This window comes from Lentzea kristufekii, from assembly GCF_033949925.1.
Classification (GTDB): Bacteria; Actinomycetota; Actinomycetes; order Mycobacteriales; family Pseudonocardiaceae; genus Lentzea; species Lentzea kristufekii.
Genome location: NZ_JAXAVV010000005.1, coordinates 115,676 through 136,198 on the forward strand (window position 1 = coordinate 115,676; position 20,523 = coordinate 136,198).

Annotated in this window: 18 protein-coding genes; 5 read left to right on the top strand and 13 right to left on the bottom strand. The window is 69.2% G+C overall.

Translation table 11 applies throughout. From position 1 onward, the window contains the following. Window positions 1-40: 40 nt before the first annotated feature. Window positions 41-667, top strand: a complete 627-nt coding sequence (locus tag SK571_RS12105; protein ID WP_319984141.1) for a TetR/AcrR family transcriptional regulator — start codon at window positions 41-43, stop codon at window positions 665-667. Here the strand turns inward: SK571_RS12105 and SK571_RS12110 are convergent. Genes SK571_RS12110 through SK571_RS12120 form a run of 3 tightly spaced genes read right to left on the bottom strand, consistent with a single transcriptional unit; the run spans window position 655 to window position 3,625 of the window. Then, window positions 655-1,995, bottom strand: a complete 1,341-nt coding sequence (locus tag SK571_RS12110; protein WP_319984142.1) for a dihydrolipoyl dehydrogenase family protein — start codon at window positions 1,993-1,995, stop codon at window positions 655-657. The two genes, SK571_RS12105 and SK571_RS12110, sit on opposite strands and share 13 nt — an antisense overlap. Window positions 1,996-2,016: 21 nt before the next feature. Next, window positions 2,017-2,376 carry a VOC family protein gene (locus SK571_RS12115; protein ID WP_319984143.1) on the bottom strand — a complete coding sequence of 120 codons (360 nt, stop codon included), beginning with the start codon at window positions 2,374-2,376 and terminating at the stop codon, window positions 2,017-2,019. Window positions 2,377-2,389: 13 nt separating this feature from the next. Beyond that, on the bottom strand, window positions 2,390-3,625 hold the full coding sequence (locus tag SK571_RS12120) for a hypothetical protein (protein WP_319984144.1): 1,236 nt from the start codon (window positions 3,623-3,625) through the stop codon (window positions 2,390-2,392). A gap of 143 nt (window positions 3,626-3,768) precedes the next feature. On the opposite strand from SK571_RS12120, the gene SK571_RS12125 reads away from it, so the two are divergent. Together SK571_RS12125 and SK571_RS12130 are read left to right on the top strand one after the other, a co-directional pair. Next, a complete protein-coding gene (locus SK571_RS12125; RefSeq protein ID WP_319984145.1) occupies window positions 3,769-5,109 on the top strand; it encodes a S8 family peptidase in 1,341 nt (446 codons plus the stop codon). Window positions 5,110-5,308: 199 nt separating this feature from the next. Beyond that, window positions 5,309-5,812, top strand: a complete 504-nt coding sequence (locus SK571_RS12130) for a DUF3145 domain-containing protein (protein ID WP_030474501.1) — start codon at window positions 5,309-5,311, stop codon at window positions 5,810-5,812. An 18-nt stretch (window positions 5,813-5,830) separates the two neighbouring features. Here the strand turns inward: SK571_RS12130 and SK571_RS12135 are convergent, their stop codons facing one another. The 5 genes from SK571_RS12135 to SK571_RS12155 form a co-directional block, all read right to left on the bottom strand. Then, window positions 5,831-7,549: an ABC transporter ATP-binding protein gene (locus tag SK571_RS12135; protein ID WP_319984146.1), complete on the bottom strand. Its 1,719-nt coding sequence runs from the start codon at window positions 7,547-7,549 to the stop codon at window positions 5,831-5,833. Beyond that, on the bottom strand, window positions 7,549-9,165 hold the full coding sequence (locus SK571_RS12140; RefSeq protein WP_319984147.1) for an ABC transporter ATP-binding protein: 1,617 nt from the start codon (window positions 9,163-9,165) through the stop codon (window positions 7,549-7,551). Before SK571_RS12140 ends, SK571_RS12135 begins: the two co-directional genes overlap by 1 nt. A 143-nt stretch (window positions 9,166-9,308) precedes the next feature. Continuing rightward, window positions 9,309-9,470 (bottom strand): SapB/AmfS family lanthipeptide, encoded by a 162-nt coding sequence (locus SK571_RS12145; RefSeq protein WP_319984148.1) that lies wholly within the window; start codon window positions 9,468-9,470, stop codon window positions 9,309-9,311. 34 nt (window positions 9,471-9,504) lie between these two features. Beyond that, window positions 9,505-12,069 (bottom strand): class III lanthionine synthetase LanKC, encoded by a 2,565-nt coding sequence (lanKC, locus tag SK571_RS12150; RefSeq protein ID WP_319984149.1) that lies wholly within the window; start codon window positions 12,067-12,069, stop codon window positions 9,505-9,507. Window positions 12,070-12,660: 591 nt separating this feature from the next. Then, entirely contained in the window at window positions 12,661-12,870 is a 210-nt protein-coding gene (locus SK571_RS12155; RefSeq protein WP_319984150.1) for a hypothetical protein, read from the bottom strand. Between the two features lie 19 nt (window positions 12,871-12,889). Here SK571_RS12155 and SK571_RS12160 point away from each other — a divergent pair, with 19 nt between their 5' ends. Beyond that, complete coding sequence (locus tag SK571_RS12160; RefSeq protein WP_319984151.1) at window positions 12,890-13,246, top strand: hypothetical protein; 357 nt, start codon at window positions 12,890-12,892, stop codon at window positions 13,244-13,246. 631 nt (window positions 13,247-13,877) lie between these two features. On the opposite strand, the gene fabF is transcribed toward SK571_RS12160, so the two are convergent. The 5 genes from fabF to SK571_RS12185 form a co-directional block, all read right to left on the bottom strand. Continuing rightward, window positions 13,878-15,113, bottom strand: coding sequence for a beta-ketoacyl-ACP synthase II (gene fabF / locus SK571_RS12165; RefSeq protein WP_319984152.1), 1,236 nt, complete (start codon window positions 15,111-15,113; stop codon window positions 13,878-13,880). After that, on the bottom strand, window positions 15,110-15,346 hold the full coding sequence (locus SK571_RS12170) for an acyl carrier protein (protein ID WP_030474507.1): 237 nt from the start codon (window positions 15,344-15,346) through the stop codon (window positions 15,110-15,112). Before SK571_RS12170 ends, fabF begins: the two co-directional genes overlap by 4 nt. 46 nt (window positions 15,347-15,392) lie before the next feature. Next, entirely contained in the window at window positions 15,393-16,370 is a 978-nt protein-coding gene (locus tag SK571_RS12175) for a beta-ketoacyl-ACP synthase III (RefSeq protein WP_319984153.1), read from the bottom strand. After that, entirely contained in the window at window positions 16,367-17,296 is a 930-nt protein-coding gene (locus SK571_RS12180) for an ACP S-malonyltransferase (protein WP_319984154.1), read from the bottom strand. The genes SK571_RS12175 and SK571_RS12180 overlap by 4 nt, the downstream gene beginning before the upstream one ends. A gap of 194 nt (window positions 17,297-17,490) precedes the next feature. Then, window positions 17,491-18,690: a PucR family transcriptional regulator gene (locus SK571_RS12185; protein ID WP_319984155.1), complete on the bottom strand. Its 1,200-nt coding sequence runs from the start codon at window positions 18,688-18,690 to the stop codon at window positions 17,491-17,493. Between the two features lie 122 nt (window positions 18,691-18,812). On the opposite strand from SK571_RS12185, the gene SK571_RS12190 reads away from it, so the two are divergent. Beyond that, window positions 18,813-20,369 carry an alpha/beta hydrolase gene (locus SK571_RS12190; RefSeq protein WP_319984156.1) on the top strand — a complete coding sequence of 519 codons (1,557 nt, stop codon included), beginning with the start codon at window positions 18,813-18,815 and terminating at the stop codon, window positions 20,367-20,369. Window positions 20,370-20,523 lie beyond the last annotated feature (154 nt).

Here is a 20,523-nt window from a genome sequence, read left to right on the forward strand (position 1 = left end):
CGTGCATGAAGATCCGGCAAAAGGCAGATTAGCCAGGGTGATGCGTCGGCAGCCTGTGCAACAGCGCGGCGCGGCAACTGTTTCCGCGATCCTCGACGCTTGCGCGGGCCTGCTGAACGAATACGACTACGACGACATCACCACGGCTCGCATCGTCGACGTGGCCGGAGTGCCCATTGGTTCCTTCTATCAGTACTTCCCCGACAAAAGATCCGTTGTGCACACCCTCGCGCTTCGCGGTATGGAGACCTATCTCCGCGAAGTGGAGGAGTTGTTCACCGCGGATCTGATCGCGGACACGTGGCGCGAGGCCATGACGCAGGTCGTCGCCGTGTACATGCGGATGCTGCACGAGCTGCCCGGCTTCGGGCGGGTGCGGTTCAGCGACATGCTGGACAGCCACCGCCTCGACTCCAGCGTCGACCAGTACGAACTGATGGCCGAACGGCTGGCGGAGATGTTCGTCAACCGGTTCGGCGCCCACGGCGACGCCCCGGTGATGCTGACGTTCCGGATCGCCGTGCAGACCGCGGACGCGCTGTTCAAGCTCGCCGAACGAGTCGGCGAGGACGACCGCGCGTACGTGGTCGGCACGGCGAACGAACTGCTCGCCGGGATGCTCGGGTCCGTGCTGGAACGACCCCAGGACCCGGTTCAGAGGCCGTAGGCCTCGAGCAGCCGGAGCCAGACCTCGCTGATCGTCGGGTACGAGGGCACCGCGTGCCACAACCGGTCCACGGTGACCTCTCCGACGATCGCGACCGTGGCCGAGTGCAGCAGCTCGGCGACGTCCTGACCGACGAACGTGACGCCGACCAGCGTCCGCGTGCGCTCGTCCACGACCATCCGCGCCTTGCCCTTGTACCCGTCCGCGTGCAGCGACGACCCGGCGACCGCGATGTCCAGGTCGACGACCCTGACCTCACGCCCCGCCGCCCGTGCCTCCGCCGCGGTGTGCCCGACGAACGCCACCTCGGGGTCGGTGAACACGACCTGCGGCACCGCCACGTGGTCCGCCCACGCCTGCCCGGCCGACCACTGCTTCGGCTCGAACCCGCGGGACCGCTCCAGGATCGCCGTGCCGGCCGCCCTGGCCTGGTACTTGCCCTGGTGCGTCAGCAACGCCCGGCCGGTGACGTCACCGGCCGCGTACAGCCAGCGTCCGTCCACGCCGGACACCAGACAGGAGTCGTCGATGGTCAGCGGCTTGCCGTCCTTGGTCGCGGGCACCCGCCCGGTGGCGACGAGGATGTGCGACCCCTGCACGACCCGGCCGTCCTGCAACGTCAGCTCGCCCGGCTTGATCGACGAGGCGCGCCCGTTGAGCAGCACCTCGACGCCGTCCTCCTCGAGGCCCTCCACGACCAGCGGGCCGACGAACTCCTCGAACTTCGGCAGCGGCCGGTCACCCGACACCACCAGCTTCACCTTGGAGCCCAACCGGGCCCACGCCTGCGCCATCTCGACACCGACGACGCCACCGCCGAGCACGACGAGCGACTCCGGCACCTCCCGCGCCGACGTGGCTTCGCGCGAAGTCCACACGGGAGTGTCGGCGAGACCTTCCAGCGGCGGCATCTTCGGCACGCTGCCGGTGCACACCACGACGGCCTGACGGGCGCGGTGGACCTCGCCGCCCACGGTGACCTCGCGCTCGCCGGTGACCTCACCCTCGCCGCGGATGACGTGGATGTTCTCCGACTCGGCCCACTTGACCTGGCCCGAGTCGTCCCAGTCGGAGGTGAAGCCCGTGCGCCGCGCGAGCACCTCCTTCGCGTCCAGCGAACCCGCGTTCACGCCCTGCACGCGGCGGGCGGCCGCGAGCGCGTGACCGGGCCGCAGCAACGCCTTGGAAGGCATGCACGCCCAGTACGAGCACTCGCCGCCGACCAGTTCCTTCTCGATCATGGCGGTGGACAGGCCACCCGCGGCCGTCCGCCAGGCCACGTTCTCACCTACGGGGCCACCACCGATGACGATGACGTCGAAGTCCATGACCGCCAGACTAGGCCTCGATCAAGAAAGCCACACGAGGCAGAAGGTGTGCCCGACCGGGTCCGAGTAGACCCGGAACGTGTCGTCGTTGTCCTTCTGCACCAACCGTGCGCCGAGCTCCAACGCCTTCGGCTCGGCCTCCTCGATGTCCTCGACCAGCACGTCGAGGTGGAACTGCTGCGAGCCGTGCGGATCGGGGAACGTGGGCGGCTGGTACTCGGGGGCCAGCTGGAACGCGAGCCGCGTGCCGTTCGCCACGATCACGACCCAGGTCTCGTCGTCGCCGGGAAGGCGTTCGGCGCCGAGCAGCTTCTCGTAGAACGACGCGAGCTCGGAGGGGTTCGGGCAGTCGAGTACGACAGAACGAAGTTGTCCGACCATGCCCTCCACCTTGCTACCGGGTGGTGGGCAGTCGCAACGCCTGCTTGGCGATCGGGTCGAGCGTCGGGTCGCCCGCGCCGCCCGTCCACACCGCGAACGCCAGCGTCACGTGGCTGCCCTTGGTGCCGTTCGCGAACGCCGCGCTCTCCAGCGGCTTGCCGTCCAGCCCGTGCACACCGCCGGACCCCGGCAGCGCGACGACCGCGTGCAACGACTTCGCGCTGGGGGCGTCGTACACGTCCATGTCCGCCACCAGCACCGTCACCTGCTTGCCCTGCACGGTCGTCTCGTAGGTGGCGCGCAGGAGCACTCCGCAGTCGTTCGCGATCAGCCACGCCTTCACGTCGCCGAACGCCTGCGCCTGGCACTCCTGGTCCTTCTTCATCTCCTTCGGCACGAACGTCGTGCCGTCCACGACCACCGTCGTCGGCTGTGCGGATGTCGGCGCGGGCGTGGCGTCGGCCGGCTTGTCGTCGCCGGGCAACGCCACCACGAGCCACACCACGAGGATCAGCGCGAGCAGTGCGGCTGCTGCGAGATAGAGCCAGGTCAGCTTGCCTGGCAAGCGTTTGCGGCCGATCACCTGCTGCAGTTGCGCCTTGGGGATCAGCATCGTGCTGGCGGCCGCGAGGTCGGGGGAGACCGCGTCGCTGAAACCCTCCTCGATGAACGCCTTCGCGTCCGGCGGCGAGCCGGTGTTCTGCAGGATCGCGAAGAGCTTCGCCGCGTGGTCCGCCGTGCAGGGCACCGTCGACGTCGCGAGCTCGCGGGCCGCACTGAGCACAGTGGACGGTTTGGGGTGCAGCACCCGCACGCCGCGGTTGAGGTCGACCGTCGGCTGCACGACCTGGCCCACGAACGGGCCGACCGCCACGACAGTGCTGACCGGAAGCGGTTCCGCGCGCATCGCCTGGATCCGCTGCGCCACCGCGGTCGCCGCCGCCACGGCCTCCGTCGCCGGGTTCGCCGTGCCGTCCTTGGCGACGAGCGGCCAGCCGTCGATCTTCCACTGACCGCCGAGCGGTGCCTCGAGCTTCATCCCGGGATCGGGCAGGTCGACGCCGACGATCACGAGAACACCCTTGGGGAGCACGACGATCGCGTCCAGCGGCATCGGGCAGTCAGGTGGTTGGACGCCGATCAGCGCGATACCACCCAGAACTCCGGTACCCGCGCCCCACGCCGTGAGGGCGGCACGGATGTCCGCCCCAATGGCCGAGGGTTCAGCGCCCAGACGGATCAGCCGCACGAGTCCCTACCTTTCCGCACGGGGGGACACCGTAGCGGTCCGGGGTCGCCCAAACGCACTCGGTCGAGACATTCGGTGATGGCCGTCACCGATAAGTGGATCACTCGTTAGATGGATTGCCTGCCAATGTTCACGGAGGGTCCATGTACAAACGCGCTGCATCGCTCGCCGTACTGCTCGTGGCCGTCGCATCCCCTGTCGCGACGGCCGCACCGGCCTCCACGGTCTACGTCCACGGAGCCGACATCGCCGCCGCGGAACAGGCGGTCGAGGCCGCCGGTCTGCAGAAGCTCACGAGCTTCCGCAAGATCGGCGTCGTAGCCGCGCGGGGCGACTCCGCGCAGATCTCCTCCGCCAGGGCCAAGGCGGGCGTGACGCGCGTCGAGGTCCAGAAGCCGATCAAGTTCCTCGGCTCGACCTCGCACACCGCGACCCGCGGCCTGGACGCCCGCAACAGCCTCGGGCTCACGGGCGCGGGCGTGTCGGTCGCGGTGATCGACTCGGGTGTCGACCCGACGCACCCGTCGTTCGGCGGCCGGATCGTCCGCAACCTGAAGAGCCTGTGCCTGGACGGCTCGACCCAGACGAACTGCATCGTGCCGGTGCCGAACTTCCTCGACACCGACACGACGTCGCTGGGCGGCCACGGCACGCACGTCACCGGCATCGCGATCGGCGGCGACGTGCAGACCACCGGCGGCCCGGTGATCCGCGGCGCGGCGCCGGGTGCGAAGGGCGTCGTGATCTCGACCGGCGCGGCGATCCTCATCCTCGGCGCCGACGCGGCGCTGAACTGGGTGCTGGAGAACCACCGGGCTCCCTGCGGCGCCGGTGTGCCCGCCTCGGCGTGCCCGCCGATCAAGGTGATCAACAACTCCTATGGTCCATCTGGCGGCGGTGCGTTCGACCCCGAGTCGGTGACCGTGAAGCTGCAGCGCCAGCTGGTGGCCGAAGGTGTCGTCGTGGTCTGGGCGAACGGCAACGACGGCGGCGACGGTTCAGCGAACCTGTCCAACCCGCCCGGCGTCGACCCGACCCCCGGCGTGATCTCGGTGGCCTCCTACAACGACCAGGAGAACGGTACCCGCGACGGCGCCCTGTCCGACTTCTCGTCGCGCGGTCTCGCCACGAACTCCGCGACGTGGCCGGACATCTCGGCGCCGGGCGAGAACATCACCTCGTCCTGCCGGCTCTACCTGCCGATCTGCGCGACCGGCCTGGCGCCGCAGAACGGGCCGGGACTGCTCGACCTCGGCACGTTCAACACGATCAGCGGCACGTCGATGGCGGCACCGCACATCGCCGGGATCGTCGCACAGCTGTTCCAGGCCAAGCCCTCCGCGACCCCCGCCGACATCGAGCGGGCGCTGAAGTCGACGGCGTACAAGTACGGCACCGGCTACCAGCCGGCAGGCCTCTACACCTCGTCGTTCGACAAGGGCACGGGTCTGGTCGACGTGGTCGCCGCGGTAAACGCTCTGTAGATCACGATCAGGCATCGCTCGGCCGGGGAGATCGGGACTTAAGACCTGTATCTGCCCCGGTCGGGTGATGATCGAGCTGGTTCTTATGGCGGACATGCCTCAAGTCGAGGCAGAATGCAGCGAACGGGTTTCGCGGTGATCACCTCACTCGGCAAAGGCGTAGGGGAAGACGTCCCTCGTCGAGTAGCGGAGGTCAGCAGTGAGCACCCGTGGCAGCACCAGTGGCGTGGTTTACGTCCACTCGTCGCCGTCTGCGGTCTGTCCGCACGTCGAGTGGGCGATCTCGGGCACCCTCGGTGTCCGGGTAGACCTCAGGTGGGCAGCGCAGCCAGCGGCACCAGGCCAGTTGCGCGCTGAATGCGCATGGACCGGCGACGCCGGCACCGGCGCGAAACTCGTGGCTGCGCTGCGCGCGTGGCCCATGCTCCGGTTCGAGGTGACCGAAGAACCGTCCTCAGGTCAGGACGGCGAGCGTTTCTGCTTCGCGCCCGTTCTGGGGCTCTGGCACGCCAGAACCTCGGCCAACGGCGACATCGTCGTCAACGAGGACCAGCTGCGTTCACTCGCGGTTCGTGCTCGTGGCGGTGAATCCTTCGCACACGGCGTCGACGAACTGCTCGGTGCCGCGTGGGACGACGCGCTGGAACCGTTCCGTCGCGCGGGCGACGGCGCTCCGGTGACGTGGCTGCACCGCGTCGGATGAGTCCTGAGTGGACCCCGCTCACCGTTTGGGCAGCGGGGTTTCTTCTCGGTGCGTGGGATCCCAGGCCAGCATGAGCTGCCCGTAGAGCGGGGACGTCTTGAGCAGGTGCTCGTGGGTGCCGAGCAACGGCCTGCCGCCGTCCATGACCAGCACCCGGTTCGCTCGCAGCGCCGAGCTCAGCCGGTGCGCGATCACCACGAGAATTCCGTTCCGCTCCGCGAAAGCCCGTTCGACTCGGGCCTCGGCGGCGGGATCCAGATGTGAGGTCGCCTCGTCGAGGATGACGACGCTCGCGGACGTGACGTAGACCCGCGCGAGTGCCAGCAGCTGGGCCTCACCAGCGGAAAGTCCTTCCCCGCCGTGGCCGAGCGCCGCGTCCAGACCACCGATCCCGTCCAGAAGTGGTTTGGCGCCAACCTTTTTCACCGCGTCGACGAGATCCTCATCGGTCGCCCACGGTGCCAGAAGCGTGAGGTTCTCCCGCACAGTGCCGGTGAACAGGTACGTCTCCTGCGGAATCAGTGCGATCGCGTGGTGCCGGACCGCCGGCGTCACCCGGTCGACGGGCGCGCCGCCGAAGAGGACGGAGCCGTCGTCCGGTGCCATCAGGCCGGTGAGCAGACTGGCCATTGTGGACTTGCCGATGCCGGACGGGCCGACCACGGCCAGGTGGTCGCCGGGACGCAGGTCGAGCGACAGGCCGCGCACCACCGGTTCCGCGTCCGGGCTCCAGCCGAACGTGACGTCCCGCAGCACGAACTCGCCGTTGGACGGGGTCTCGGTGCCCACGTCCCGGTCGGTGCGTGGTGCCGCTTCCTGAAGTCGTTTGAGTGCGACCATCAACCGCATCACGACCGTGCTGGTGGTGCGGGCCAGGCCGTGCAGCGCGGGGTTCACGCTGTTGGTCAGGTAGACGACGGCCGCCAGGACCGCGCCCTTCGTGAGCTGACCGGACGCGACGAGCGGGGGAGCGAACGCGACCAGCAGGGCGATGGGAGCGAAGCCGCCCAACGCGATCACCGTGGCGCGCAGCGAGTTCGCCCACGCGACGGTGACCGTGGCCTTGGCCTGCAGGTTGATCTGCTTCGCGATGTCCCCGTACGCCTCGGCGGCCGCGCCGCAGGCGGCGACGTCACGCAGGCCGGTCAGCACCGCGCCGGACGCTTCCGCGGTGTGCTCGTCCGCCATCACGGCGTCGCGTTGCCGTTTGGCCAGCGAGGGGAGCATCAGGCCGAAGAGCACCAGCGCGGCCACGATCGGGAGCACGACCAGCCAGATCAGCGCGGCCGCCGTGGTCGCGAGCCCGATGAGCGCGGCGAGGGTCGTGACCAGAAGGGCACGAGCCTGCACCAGCACGCCCGCCGTGGCGTCGCGGACCACCTCGACGTGCCGGGTGATCATGGCGACGGCGCTGGCGTCCGGGGTGCGGCGGTGCGACGGGTCGTTCAGCACACCGTTCACCACCCGTGCGACCAGGGCGTCGCGCATCGGTTCGACGACGGAGCCGAGCCGGGCGAACACCTGCCGCTGGCCCAGCGCGCCCACCACCGCGAGGGCGGCGAACGCGAGCAGCCACAGCACGCCGGCCAGCGGATCTCCCGCCGCGAAGCCCTTGTCGACGGCGGAGCCGACGAACCTGCCGCCGAAGAACGCGGGAATGCCTTCGAGCAGCGACCAGCCGAGCAGGACCAGGACGCCTCGGCGATGTCCCGCCAGCGTCGAGAGGTAGAAACGCATCACTCGCCTCCGGTGAACACGGCTCGGTAGTCCGCGTCGTTCCACAGCTCCTGGTGGGTGCCGGTGCCCCTGATGCGGCCGTCTTCCAGCCACACCACGAGGTCTGCCCTCGCGGCCGTCGCCGCGCGGTGCGTCACGACGACTCGGGTCCGGCCGGGCAGTGCCGTGGTGAGCGCTTTGTCCACTTTGGCTTCGGTCACGGTGTCCAGACTCGCGGTGGCGTCGTCGAGCACGAGCACGTCCGGATCCCGGATGATCGCGCGGGCGAGGCCGATTCGTTGCGCCTCACCGCCGGACAGCGGGGCGTCGGCGACCGGCGTCTCGTAGCCCTGCGGCAGACGGATCAGCACGTCGTGCACCTGGGCGGCCACGGCCGCGTCCCTGACCTGGATCTCGTCCGCGTCCGTTCCATAGCCGATCGAACGGCCGATCGTGGTGCCCAGCAACGCCGGTCGTTCGAACGCGTACCCGACCGCGTCGTGGCCGGAGACCTCCCCGGCGTCCACGGCGGACAGTCCGCCGAGCACCGCCGCCAGCGTCGACTTGCCGGCGCCGGAGCTGCCGACGACCGCGGCGAACGTGCCGGCCGGGATCATCAGGTTCACGTCGCGCAGCGCTTCGCCGACGCTGACGTCCCGCAGCTCGATGACGCCGTTGGACCGCTTGGGAGCAGGGCGTTCCGGTGTTTTCGCGTCGAGGACCTCGACGATCCTGGAGGCGGACGCGCGGGTCCGTTCGAGGACGGTCAGCTGGGTCATCTGGCCGACGATGCCCATGCCGAGTGCCGAGTAACCGAGGGCGGCGAGCACGTCACCGGTGCTCAGCCTGCCTTCCATGACACCGAAACCGGCGGCGGTGAGCACGGCGATCTCGACGGCGGGCAGCAACAACCCGGCCCGCCACATCATCTTGGCCTGGGTGCGCCACATGCCGGCGCCGGCCGCGGCGAGCCGGGGCAGCGGCTCCAGCACGCGGTCGGTCTCGCGGTCGGCGATGCCGGCGGCCGCGATCGTGCGCAGGCCGGACACCGAGTCGAGCAGCCGCGCGGACACCTCGCCCGACACTTCCTGGTAGGTCAGCACGTCGTCGGCGGTCATGCGCATGTGGGTGCGGATCAGCAGGCCCGCCAGCGGCACGCTCAGCACGAACACCGCCGCGAGCCGCCAGTCCAGCAACGCCAGCGCGACGACGGCGCCCGCCGAGGACACGGCGGTGACGGCGAGCGTGATCAGCGTGACCGCGATCCCGCCCGCGTTGCCGCAGTCACCCGTGACCCGGCTCACCGCGTCACCGGCGGCGAACGGGGAGGGGTGACCGAGGTCGAGCAGCTTCCTGGAGAGCTTGCGGCGCAGCCACGCCGTGGCACGGCTGGCGGTGCTCGCGGCGAGCACGATGCCGATCGCGTCCCCGATGATCTCGGTCGCCGCCAGCAGGAGCAGCCACACCACGGTGAACAGCACGAACGTGCCGCTGAGCGCCATGTCGACGGCGTCGGCGAGTGCGGCGGGGAGCAGCAGGCCGCCGGTCGTGGCGACCGCGGCGTTGAGCATCAGCAACCACGGGCGGTGGTCGCGGCGGACGACGGAGAACAGCAGGGCGTCGCCTGGTCTGGCCATCGGCTGTTCCTCCGGAGGGTCACGGTGGCGCATCATGAGCGAGGGCCCGACAGCTGGCCGGCTGCCGGGCCCTGCAGTTGGCGGGTGAGCGGCATACTTCGCCTATGCCGCTCACTCACCGCGGTGTTTCAGTTAGGCGCAGGTCAGCAGGCCAGCAGGCTGACGGTGCTGTGCGAGCAGGGGAGCAGCAGCGACGCGTTGGACGCGGTCGTGGAGCCGCCACCGCCGCCACCGCTGCCCGACGCCATCGCGTTGCTCGGCGCCTCGGGGGTCTCGAGGTCCTGCATGTCGAGGATGAAGCCCATGACTGTCTCCTAGTTTCGAGGGATCGATCTCTTGCTACCGGTCCGCGAGGACCGGGGCCTGGGCCCTTCCGAGGAAGGGGAGCGGTGAACGTCCGTCCACTGTGGAGGCGATGGCGAGCAGGACGCCCGCGCCGCCGGTGTTGAGGTCCATGGAGAGCCGGCGCAGCTGCACACCGGGGAAGGCGAGCCCTCCGCCGTAGCGCACCGCGTGCCAGCCGAGTGCCTTGAGGTGCTGCTGGACGGAGCGTTCGAGGCGCTCGTCCGGCCGGTGCCTGGTCGCGTGGGCCAGTGTGGCCATCAGTCCCGCCCTGCCCAGCGTGAACGCGGGCTGGATCACGAACTCGCCGGTGCAGCCGCCGAGCAGCTCGGGAAGCTTCGCCACGCAGGGACGTTCCGGCGCGACCTTCGCGAACTCCGTGAGCACCAACGCGATTCCCGCACCGCCGATGCCGACGTACGGCAGGCTTCGGAACGTGCCGTCGCGCACCTGCAGCGATCCGTCCAGCGCGACCATCGTCTCGGCCAGGTCGCGTTCGAGCGCCTGTTCGGACAGGTCGAGCCAGCGCGGCTGCGCGGTGTGCTCGAACATGCGCAGGAAGAACAACGCGGGACCGGACCAGCCGTGCAGCAGACCCGCCTTCGCCTTGTCACCGGGCGGTGGTGCCTGCTGGAGCTGCTTCGCGAGCCGTTCGGCCAGCTCCACGGCCTGTGCGACGAAGTTCTGGTCGTCGCGCGACTCCGCGAAGTGCAGGAGGTTGAGGCCGATGCCGGACAGGCCGGCGCTGAGCCCGTGGTCCTGCGTGGTGCGGACGAGCGGGGCGTAGCTCTCGACGAGCTCTGTGGCGACGTCGTGGTGGCCGAAGTTCTCGAGCACGTGCGCGATGCCGTGCGCGCCGATGAAGAAGCCGGGTTGCTTCGCCGGGTCGGTGCGAACCGACCTGATCAGCCAGTCCTCGTGTTCGGGGTAACGGCCCTCGCCGCTCTCCGCGAGCGCGTGCAGCACGCCCGCGGCGCCGTGGCCGAAGCCCGCACCGCCGGTCTCGAACTGCTCGATGTCGCCGGGGAACAGGCGGTCCTTCCGGTGCGGGGTCGCGCTGTGCAGGATCGCCGTGGCGATCTCCTTGCGCACGACCGTCCAGTCCGGGTTCTCGTCGTCGAACGCGGTGAACGCGGGATCGGCCGGCGGGTCGACGCGCGGTGTGAGCACATCGAGGATCTGCCGCTGGTAGTCCTCGCTCAGGCCGAACCGCTCCGCGACGACGTGCACGTGCTGGCGCAGCTTGGCCGGCGCGAGCTCCAGCACCGCGTTGAGCGGCATGAAGATCCACAGCTTGAGCGCGGCCAGCGGGTAGGCGTCGATGTCGAAGCCCTCGCGGTCGTTCGGCGCCTGGAACCCCGGCGCACCGAGCGTCGGCCGGTGCACGTCCTCGATCGTCGACGACAGCTCGAAGTCGATGAGCGAGACCTCGTCGTCCTCGCCGACCAGGATGTTCATCGTGTGCAGGTCACCGAACACGACACCGCGTTCGTGCACCCGCCCCACCAGGTCCTCGACCTTGGCGATGAGCGCTTCGGCCCTCGTGCGGTAGTTCCGGAGGAGCTCGTCGGTGGTGTCCCTGTGCGTCAACGGGTAGTTGTGGCCGAGCCACTGCCCGAGCGAACGCCCCGGCATGAACTCCATGGCCACGAACAGGTGCTCCCACTCCGTGAAGCGGTCGTACACCTCGGGAACACCGTCGATGCCGTGCAGCCTCGTGAGGATCTCGTGCTCGAGCTCCAGCCGCGCCACGGCGTCACGACCCTCGCGGTCGAGCCCGGCGTGCGGCCGAGCCTCCTTGAGCACGACCTCCTTGCCGTCGCTCTTGCGCGTCGCGAGGTAGACGCCACCGCCGTTGGAGAAGTGCAGCGAGCTCTTGATCTGGTACGGGAACTTCTCGGCGTCGCCGGCGTTGCGCTCGGCCAGGTGCGGCTTCAGGAAGGCGGGCAGCTCGATCCACTCGGGGAGGCTGAACACCGGCTTGCGTTTGTCCGGGACGAGTGCGCCGTCCGGCCCGGCGATGGCGAGCACCTGCTGCCCGTCGACCTCGAGCCACTGCTCGGCGAACCCGCCGTAGCGCACGTACAGCGGTCCCTTGCCGAAGCGCAGGTCGCTCAGGATGTAAGCCCCGTGCTCGCCGTCGAGCACCCGCGCCAGCTCGGTGCAGATCGTCTCGAGCTGCACGGTGTCCGTCGGGTAGATCGTGACCAGCTTGCCGCTGCCTTCGCGGGGCGCGTACTTCGAGTTGCGGGCCAGGACGATCGAGATCGTCTGCAGGTACTTGAAGGGAATTCGCCGCTCGACGCAGTAGTCGTAAGTGGCCTTCAGCACCTGGCCGGCGTTGTCGAGGCCGGCGGAGACGTGGATCTTCCACCCTTCGTTGGGAAGCAGCACCCCCTTCGGGTGGTGGTGCCGCCACACGTTGCGCTCCACCGTCGTCCAGTCGGGAGGGAGCGCGGGCAGTTCGGTCGAGAAGTCGTCCTTGGGAGTGCTTTCGGTGCTGCTCTGCAGATCGTAGAACTGCCGATCGGCGAAGCAGTACGCCTCGTATCTGAGGTCCACCGAATTCCCCTCCTCGACTCGTTTGCTTTTTCTTTGATGCGTCATATCTCCGCACAATCACGCGCCTATGGGGAATCCGCCGTTCGAGTCATATGGGTGGCCCGTTCGTGGCCGAAAGACCATTGGTTACCGGTGCGTATATCACTCGCAGTGATGAGGTTTGGGTCCATCTCACCCGGTTGAGATGTTTGCTCAAATGTGCTTGGGCGGTGGCGAGCAGTGCTTCCACTAAACGGCACCGCCGCGTTCCTGATCTTGCACGCCGCTGAGCTGCGGTATTCCAGACGGATGCTTACGTATAGTTAGGTGGGGACAACCGTCGTTTACGCGCTGTGTTGGCTGCTCTTTCCGGGTGAAGCCTTGTTTGGCTGCTATTGCGTGTTTGGTACGGCCGAATGGCGGTACGGAGACCCCCATTCGTACTCATTCGTAGGATGAGATTGCCCATCGGCTTTTGTGTATCAAACATTGTCTTGCTACATCCAACTTGCTAAATACGCATGTGATGTAATCGTTCGAGTGAAATTTCGTGTTTCGATGTAACGCAGCCTGTTTTGTGAACGGCCCTCTGCTGTCCCGCGTGTCGTGCGGCTAGGCTGCGCGTGTGGGGAGCGTGGCGAGCCGCTGGCTGGTGCCGGCCGTGGTCGTGATCACCGGCGCGGCGGTGGCGGCAGGGATGGTGGGCAGGACCGTGTACTCGCGCCCAGCGGAGGCGCGGGGAGCGCCGGCCGTCGCGTCCTCGTCGGTCGCGGGGCCGTTGCCCGGGTCTTCGGAGGTCCGGCTGAGCCCGGACTCGTTCACCCATCCCGATCGGACCGCCGTGCAGCGCGTGCTGCAGGCCTACTTCGACTCGATCAACGCGCTCGACTTCGCCGGGTGGCGTGAAGTGGTGTCGGCTCGGCGGGTTTCTTCCACGCCTGAGGCCGGGTGGGTTGCTGCCTATGAGACCACTCGGGATGGTGGGGTGGTGGTGCAGCGGGTCGAGTCCGATGTGGTTTCTCGGCGGTTGCGGGTGTTGATCTCGTTCGTGTCCACTCAGGACGTTGCCAAGGCTCCGCCTGCCTTGCCGGAGCGGTGTATTCGGTGGCGGGTGGTTTATGTGTTGGTCTGGGAGGGTGGGGTGTTGAAGGTGGATGAGGCGCCGGAGAACCGGAACCCTCAGATGGAGAAGTGCTGACCTCGCCTTCGACTTCGCCTTCGGCGTCGGCGTCGGCGTCGCGTCGGTTGGGTGGGTCGTCCCCCTGTTTCGTTGGCGTCCGGCGGTTTGGTGTTCGTAGGTGGGTTGCGGTTGCGTGCTTGTGGTTGCGTTTTTGCCAACCCGACACGGCCCGACCCGACCTGTCCGACACGACCCGACCTGTTCGACACGAGACGACCGGGTCTGACACGACCCGGCCCCGGCGCAACCCGGCCTGCCGTGACGCGACCCAGCCGACACGACTCCCTGCCCAGTCCCAGTCTCTGAACTCAGCCCGAGCCCGCCCCAGCCCTGCCGTGCTCTGGGCCCACCACGCCCTGAGCACGGCCCGCCGCGCCCGGCACGTGTCCGCCCCACCCTCGCCCGGCCCGCGTTCTCGGTCCTTGCCCCACCCTCGCCGTACCTGCGGCCTCGGCCCTGCGTTCCCCGCCCTGCGCGTGCCTTGTCCTCGTCGTCCTCGCTGGACTGTCAGACCTGCTCACTAGGTTGGGTCGCGGGGGAGCCTCAACCCGAGGGGACCCCTGCGCGAGCGTGCCCGAACCCCTTGCAGGGCAAGCACAAGGCCCCGGTCCGCATCGCGGGCCGGGGCCTTGTGGTGGTGCTGTCGTGCTTAGGCCGGGGTGAAGGCCAGGGCCACGTTGTGGCCGCCGAACCCGAACGAGTCGTTCACCGCCGCGTCCAGCTTGATCTTGCGTGGTTCGCCCGCGACCACGTCCAGCGTGACGGCCGGGTCCAGGTTCTCCAGGTTGAGGGTCTGGGGAACGATGCCGTCGCGGATGGACAGGACGGTCACGATGGCCTCGACCGCTCCTGCTGCTCCCAGCAGGTGACCCAGCGCGCCCTTCGGCGCGGTCAGGATCGGGTGGTCGCCGATCGCCTTGCGGATTGCCACGGTCTCCGCCACGTCGCCCACCGGGGTGGAGGTGGCGTGGCAGTTCACGTGGCCCACGTCGGACGGGTCGATGCCGCCGGAGCGCAGGGCTGCGGCGATGGCGCGCGACTGGCCGACGCCCTCGGGGTCCGGGGCCGTGATGTGGTAGCCGTCGGCCGAGGTGCCGATGCCTGCGAGGCGGCCGTAGATTTTCGCCCCGCGGGCCTCCGCGAACTCGCGGCGTTCCAGGACCATGACGCCCGCGCCCTCACCGAGGACGAAGCCGTCGCGGCCCGTGTCGAACGGGCGCGAGGCCTTCTCCGGCTCGTCGTTGCGGGTGCTCATGGTGCGGGCCTGCGAGAAGCCCGCTACCGGGATGGCCGTGATGCACGCTTCCGCGCCGCCTGCCACCACCACGTCGGCTTCGCCGGCCATGATCATGCGGTAGGCCCACGCGATGGCCTCGGCGCCTGACGCGCAGGCGGAGACCGGGGCGTGCACGCCCGCCTGTGCCTTCAGTTCCAGGCCCACGTGCGCGGCCGGGCCGTTCGGCATCAGCATCGGGACGGTCAGCGGCGACACCTTGCGCAGGCCGTGCTGCTCCAGGAGGTCGTCCTGGGTCAGCAGGGTGATCGCGCCGCCGATGCCCGTGCCGATGATCACGGCGAGGCGCTGGCGGTCGACGGTGTCGTCGTTGTGGCCCGCGTCGGACCACGCCTGGCGGGACGCGACGATGGCGACCTGCTCGGAGCGGTCGAGGCGGCGTGCCTCTACACGGGGGAGCACCTCGGTCGGGTCCACCACGAGCTGCGACGCGATCTTGACCGGCAGGTCGTACTTCTCGACCCAGTCGTGGGTCATGGGGCGAACCCCGCTCTTGCCGGCCAGAAGGGCGTCCCAGGTGGACGTGACATCACCACCGAGCGGGGTGGTGGCACCCAGCCCGGTGATGACGACCTCGATGCCCGAAGTCACTTGTTGCTGGTGATGTAGTTCACCGCGTCACCAACGGTCTTGAGGTTGGCCAGCTCGTCGTCCGGGATCTTCACGCCGAACTTGTCCTCAGCCTGGACGGCGATCTCGACCATCGACAGCGAGTCGATGTCGAGGTCGTCCACGAAGGACTTGTCAGCGGTGACGTCGTCGGCGGCAACGCCGGCGACCTCTTCGACGATCTCGGCAAGGCCGGACAGGACGTTCTCGCTCACTGAAGTTCCCTTTCGATTGAAACGATGGAAAAACTCGGGGTGGTACTCACGGGCACCGGACCACCTGCCCCGCGTAGGACAGGCCCGCGCCGAAACCGACCATCAGCACCACGTCTCCGGAGGAGATCTCGCCCGCCGCCCGCATGTGGTCCAGCGCCATGGGGATCGAGGCCGAGGAGGTGTTGCCGGATTCGACGATGTCTCGAGCGACCTTCAGGTCCTCGCGCGCACCATTCTTGCGCAGGCGCTTGGCGATCGCCTCGATGATCCTGAGGTTCGCCTGGTGCGGGGCGAAGACGTCCACATCGGACAGTTCGACCCCCGCGAGTTCGACCGCGCGGATCGCGACCGGGGCGACCTGCGTGGTGGCCCACCGGAAGACCGTCTGGCCTTCCTGGTGGATGAACGAGTCGCGGTCGTCGATCCTGATGACCTCGGACATCGAGCCGTCCGAGCCCCAGGCGACGGGGCCGATCTCGTTCGTGTCGCTGGCGCCGACCACGACGGCACCCGCGCCGTCCGCGAAGATGATCGCGGTCGAGCGGTCGTCCTGGTGGGTCCAGTCGGTGAGCTTCTCCGCGCCGATGACGAGGATGTTGCGCACCGAGCCGCCGCGGACGATGTCCGCCGCCGTCGCGACGGCGTAGCAGAAGCCCGCGCACGCGGCGTTCAGGTCGAACGCGGCCGCGGCCTGGATGCCGATCTTGGTGGCGATCTGCGCGGCGGCGTTCGGGATGGTCGACGGCATGGTGCACGTCGCCACGATGATGCCGCCGATGTCCGCGGGCGTGAGGCCCGCGTCCTCGATCGCCCTGCTGCCCGCGATGACGGACATGTCGACGACGCCCTCGTCCTTCGCCGCCACCCGCCGGTTGACGATGCCGACGCGCTCGCGGATCCACTCGTCCGAGGTGTCCATGCGAGCGGCGAGGTCGTGGTTGCTCACCACGGTCTCGGGCTGGTAGCTGCCGAGACCGATGATGCGGCTACCCGCCACTGCCTGCGGGGCCTGGAAGACTGTCACTTATCGGCTCCAACGGTGTCGAAGAGCTCCGCGACCTTCTCCAGCTGGTCGGGCGTCTTCAGGGCGAGAGTCGCGGTGCCCTTCATCGCACGCTTGGCGAGACCCGTCAGCACGCCGGCGGGCGGCAGCTCGACCGAGCCGGCGATGCCCTTCTCGACGAAGGTGGCCTGGCAGAGGTCCCAGCGGACGGGGCTCGTGACCTGGGAGACCAGGCGCCGCAGCACCTCGGCGCCCTCGGTGACGACCTGACCGTCCTTGTTGGACACCAGCGGCAGTGACGGGTCGTGCGTGGTGACTTCGGCGGCACGCGCGCGCACTGCGTCTTCCGCAGGCGCCATGTACTTGGTGTGGAACGCGCCCGCGACCGCCAGCTTGCGGATCTTCGCCGGGCCCGGCGGGTTCGCCGCGAGCTCGTCGAGCGCGGGGTGCGGACCGGCCGCGACGATCTGGCCCGCGCCGTTGCGGTTGGCGGGCACGAGGCCGAGCTCCTCGAGGCGCGCGAGCACCTCCGGCTCGTCGCCACCGAGCACCGCGGCCATGCCGGTCGGCTCCAGAGCGCACGCCTGCGCCATCGCCGCACCGCGCACAGCGGCCAGGGCGACGGCGTCGTCGGCGCTGATGACACCCGCGACCGCGGCGGCGGCGAGTTCGCCGACCGAGTGGCCGCCGACGATCACGGCGGAGGGCAGTTCGACGCGGCGGCGCAGCTCACCGAACGCGAGCACGGCGAGAGCCACGACGAGCGGTTGGGTGATCGCGGTGTCGACGATCTCGTCGGCCTCCGCGGTGGTGCCGAGACGCACCAGGTCCAGGCCCGTGATCTCCGACCACGTGCGCACCTGCTTCTCGGCCCCCTCCAGTTCGAGCCAGGGGGCGAGCATGCCGGGCGTCTGGGACCCTTGTCCGGGCGCGAGGAGTGCGATCACGTCGATTACTAAAGCTGGTGGACCCACCGGTACCCCATGCTGTGAAGAACGAAGTACTGCGATCGTATTTGTAGAGATCCTACAAAAGTGTCGGTCAAGTGAACGCTCCGCGACGTAAGTCCAGCTCAGCGCAGTGGAGGGTCGTTTGGCCCTCACCCTAACGGATGTGTGCGAAGTCGGTCACAGGCCGATCGCTACCACAGGCCACGGGACCGCGCTAGGCGTCCTACAGACAATGCGACGCGAAGCACAAGCGCGTCTCGAGCGTCATGTGCATTTCTTCCCGTCATTTCCTGAACGCGCCGAAGGCGATATCTGACCGTGTTCGGGTGCACGAACAGTCTTTTCGCGCACGTCTCCAGCACGCCGCCGACCTCCAGGAACGCGTCCACGGTCTCCAGCAGCGCGCCGCCCGCGTCCTCCAGCGGCCGGGCGACCCTGTCGACGAGCTGCCACTCGGCCTCCGGATCACCGGCCAGTGCCCGTTCCGGCAGCAGGTCGAGCGAGCGGACGGGGCGAGGGGCGGCGGGCCAGCCCACGACGGCGCGCAGCCCGCTCAGCGCGTCGCTCGCACTGCGATGCGCCTCGGCGAGGCTGGCCACGGTGGGCCCTGCCACGACCGGACCCTCGCCGAAGCCCTCGGAGATGCGGCCCAGGACGTCCTCGCCGGTCTCCGTCGGGCCGCCGAGCACGACGACCAGCCGTGAGCCCTGCACGGACAGCAGCACCGGACGGCCCGCGCGGGCGGCCTTGCTGCGCACCGAGTAGATGATCGCGGGCGGGTCCTCCCCGCCGGGGTTGCCGACCAGCACCGTCGCTTCCAGCGCCGGGTCCCAGCCGAGCGCGGCGGCGCGGGACAGCAGCGACTCCTCGGGGTCGCCACGCACGACGCCGTCCACGACCAGCGCTTCCAGCCGCGCGTCCCAGGCACCGCGTGCCTCGGCGGCGGCCGCGTAGGAGGTGGCGGCCGAGAAGGCGATCTCGCGCCCGTACCGCAGCACGCCCTCCATCAGCAGCGCGCGCTCCGCCTCGTTCGCCGCCATCAGCGGCATCTGCTCCTCGAACAGCTCCAGCGCTATCCGGACCAGCTCGACGGTCTGACGCAGGCTCACCCAGCGGGAGATGTCCTTGGGGGCGCTGCGGAACGCGTCCGCGGTCAGCCGGATCGCCTGCTGCCGGTCGTGCAGCCACTCCACGAACCCGGCCACGCCGTTCTGGATCAGCAGCAGGACGCTCGCGCGCTGGTCGGCGGGCATCCGCGCGAACCACGGCAGGCGCCGCTCCATCTCGGCCACGCTCGCGGTCGCGAGCGAGCCCGACGCGCGTTCGATCTTGCGCATGGTGCGGGCGGAGAGCGTCGGCGGGTGCTCCTCCTTGGCCTTGCTGCTGGTCATACCCGCAGCTTAGGGCTACCGAGGTGACATCACCGGGATGGGTGACAGAACCCATGTACCTGAATGAACCGCCATACCTTCGGGCAGCAGAGGTTTAGTTCGCCCGGCTCGGAGGTTTCGTCTTGCGTAGGTTCCCGGCACTCGTCCTGGGCGGCGTCGCTCTCCTGACCACGAGCGCGACCGCCGCCGCCGATCCACCAGACCCGCTCGCCGAATTCCACGCCCAGCCGGTCAAGTGGGCGCCGTGCGAGGGAAAGCTCGCCGAGCTGGAGTGCGCCACGCTCATCGCGCCGCTCGACCACCTCAAACCGGCCGGCGACAGGATCAACCTGACGATCAGCCGCAAGAAGGCCGCGGCGCCCGATCGCCGGCGTGGCGTGCTGTTCACCAATCCGGGTGGACCCGGCGGGTCGGGGCTCGGCCTGCCGCTGTTCCTCGCGAAGTCCGAACTCGCCCAGGTCTACGACGTGATCGGCATCGATCCGCGCGGTGTGGGCGGGTCGACGGCGCTGAACTGCCGCACCGCGCCCGCGATCGCCGCGCCGGAGTCGCGGCCCGCGGACAGCGAGTTCGGCAAGTGGGCGGCCGAGGCGCGCGAGGCCGAGGAGGCCTGTCAGAAGTCCAGTGGCGGGATCCGGCAGTTCATCAGCACCGCGAACACCGCGCGGGACATGGACGTCGTGCGGGCCGTGCTGGGCGAATCGAAGATCAACTACCTGGGTTACTCGTACGGCACGTACCTGGGCGCGGTGTACGGGACGTTGTTCCCGAACCGGCTCGACCGCAGCGTGCTCGACTCGGCCGTGCACCCGGAGTGGATCTGGCACGAGCAGTTCCGCCAGCAGGCCGTCGCCTACCGGAAGGACGTCGAGACGTGGGCGACATGGGCCGGAGAGCGCAACGAGAAGTTCGGGCTGGGCCGCTCGCGTGAGGAGGTGCTGGCCGAGGTCGAGAAGGTCGCCGCGAAGCTGCACGTGACGCCGGTCGGCGAGCACAACCGCTCCTCCTTCGACGGCGCGATGGGTGTCGGTGCCCGCTACCGTCCACTGTGGTCGGACCTGGCGTCGATCGTGACCAAGCTGCGGTCGGGGGAGAAGCCGGTGAACGCCGAGGGCGCCAAGGCCGCTCAGGTGCTCGCGCGGACCGGTCTGGAAGAACTGCGGTCGGGTGTCTTCGACACGGTCACCTGCGAGTCGGACTGGCCGACCGACCTGCACAACTACTACGAGGACATGCGGATGTTCCGCGAGCGCTACCCGTACGGCTTCGGCATCGTGCGGGCCGCGCCCATGACGTGCACGTTCCGCTCGTTCACGCCTCCGGAGCCGCCGGTCAAGATCGGGCGCAGCGGCTACCCCATCGGCGTCGTCGTGCAGTCCGAGGGTGACACGCAGACCCAGTACGCGAGCGGGCCGGCGATGGCGCAGCGCCTCGGGCACAACCTGATCACCGTCACCGACGAGGGCAAGCACGGCCTCTACAACGGTGGCAACAAGTGCGTCGACGACAAGGTCAACCGGTACCTGGTCGACGGGGCGCTGCCGGGCAGCAGTTCCGAGTGCACCGGCGACCCCCGGCCCGACGTGCCGAAGGACGGTCGGGGAGGCGCCGCCCCGGCGTTGTCACCGGAGGGGATGCAGGCCTATCTGGACGGCCGCGGCTTCTCCGCACGACCCTAGACATGTGGAAGCGCCCGCCACGGAGCGTGGCGGGCGCTTCCCTCTCCCCGGTCCCCACCGGTAGTTCCACTCTGGACTGTATTGCGACAAAAATCCACGTCAGCCACCCTTTCGTGTAGCAGTGTCGGAGTTGTGGAGCGGTGTGATCCACGAA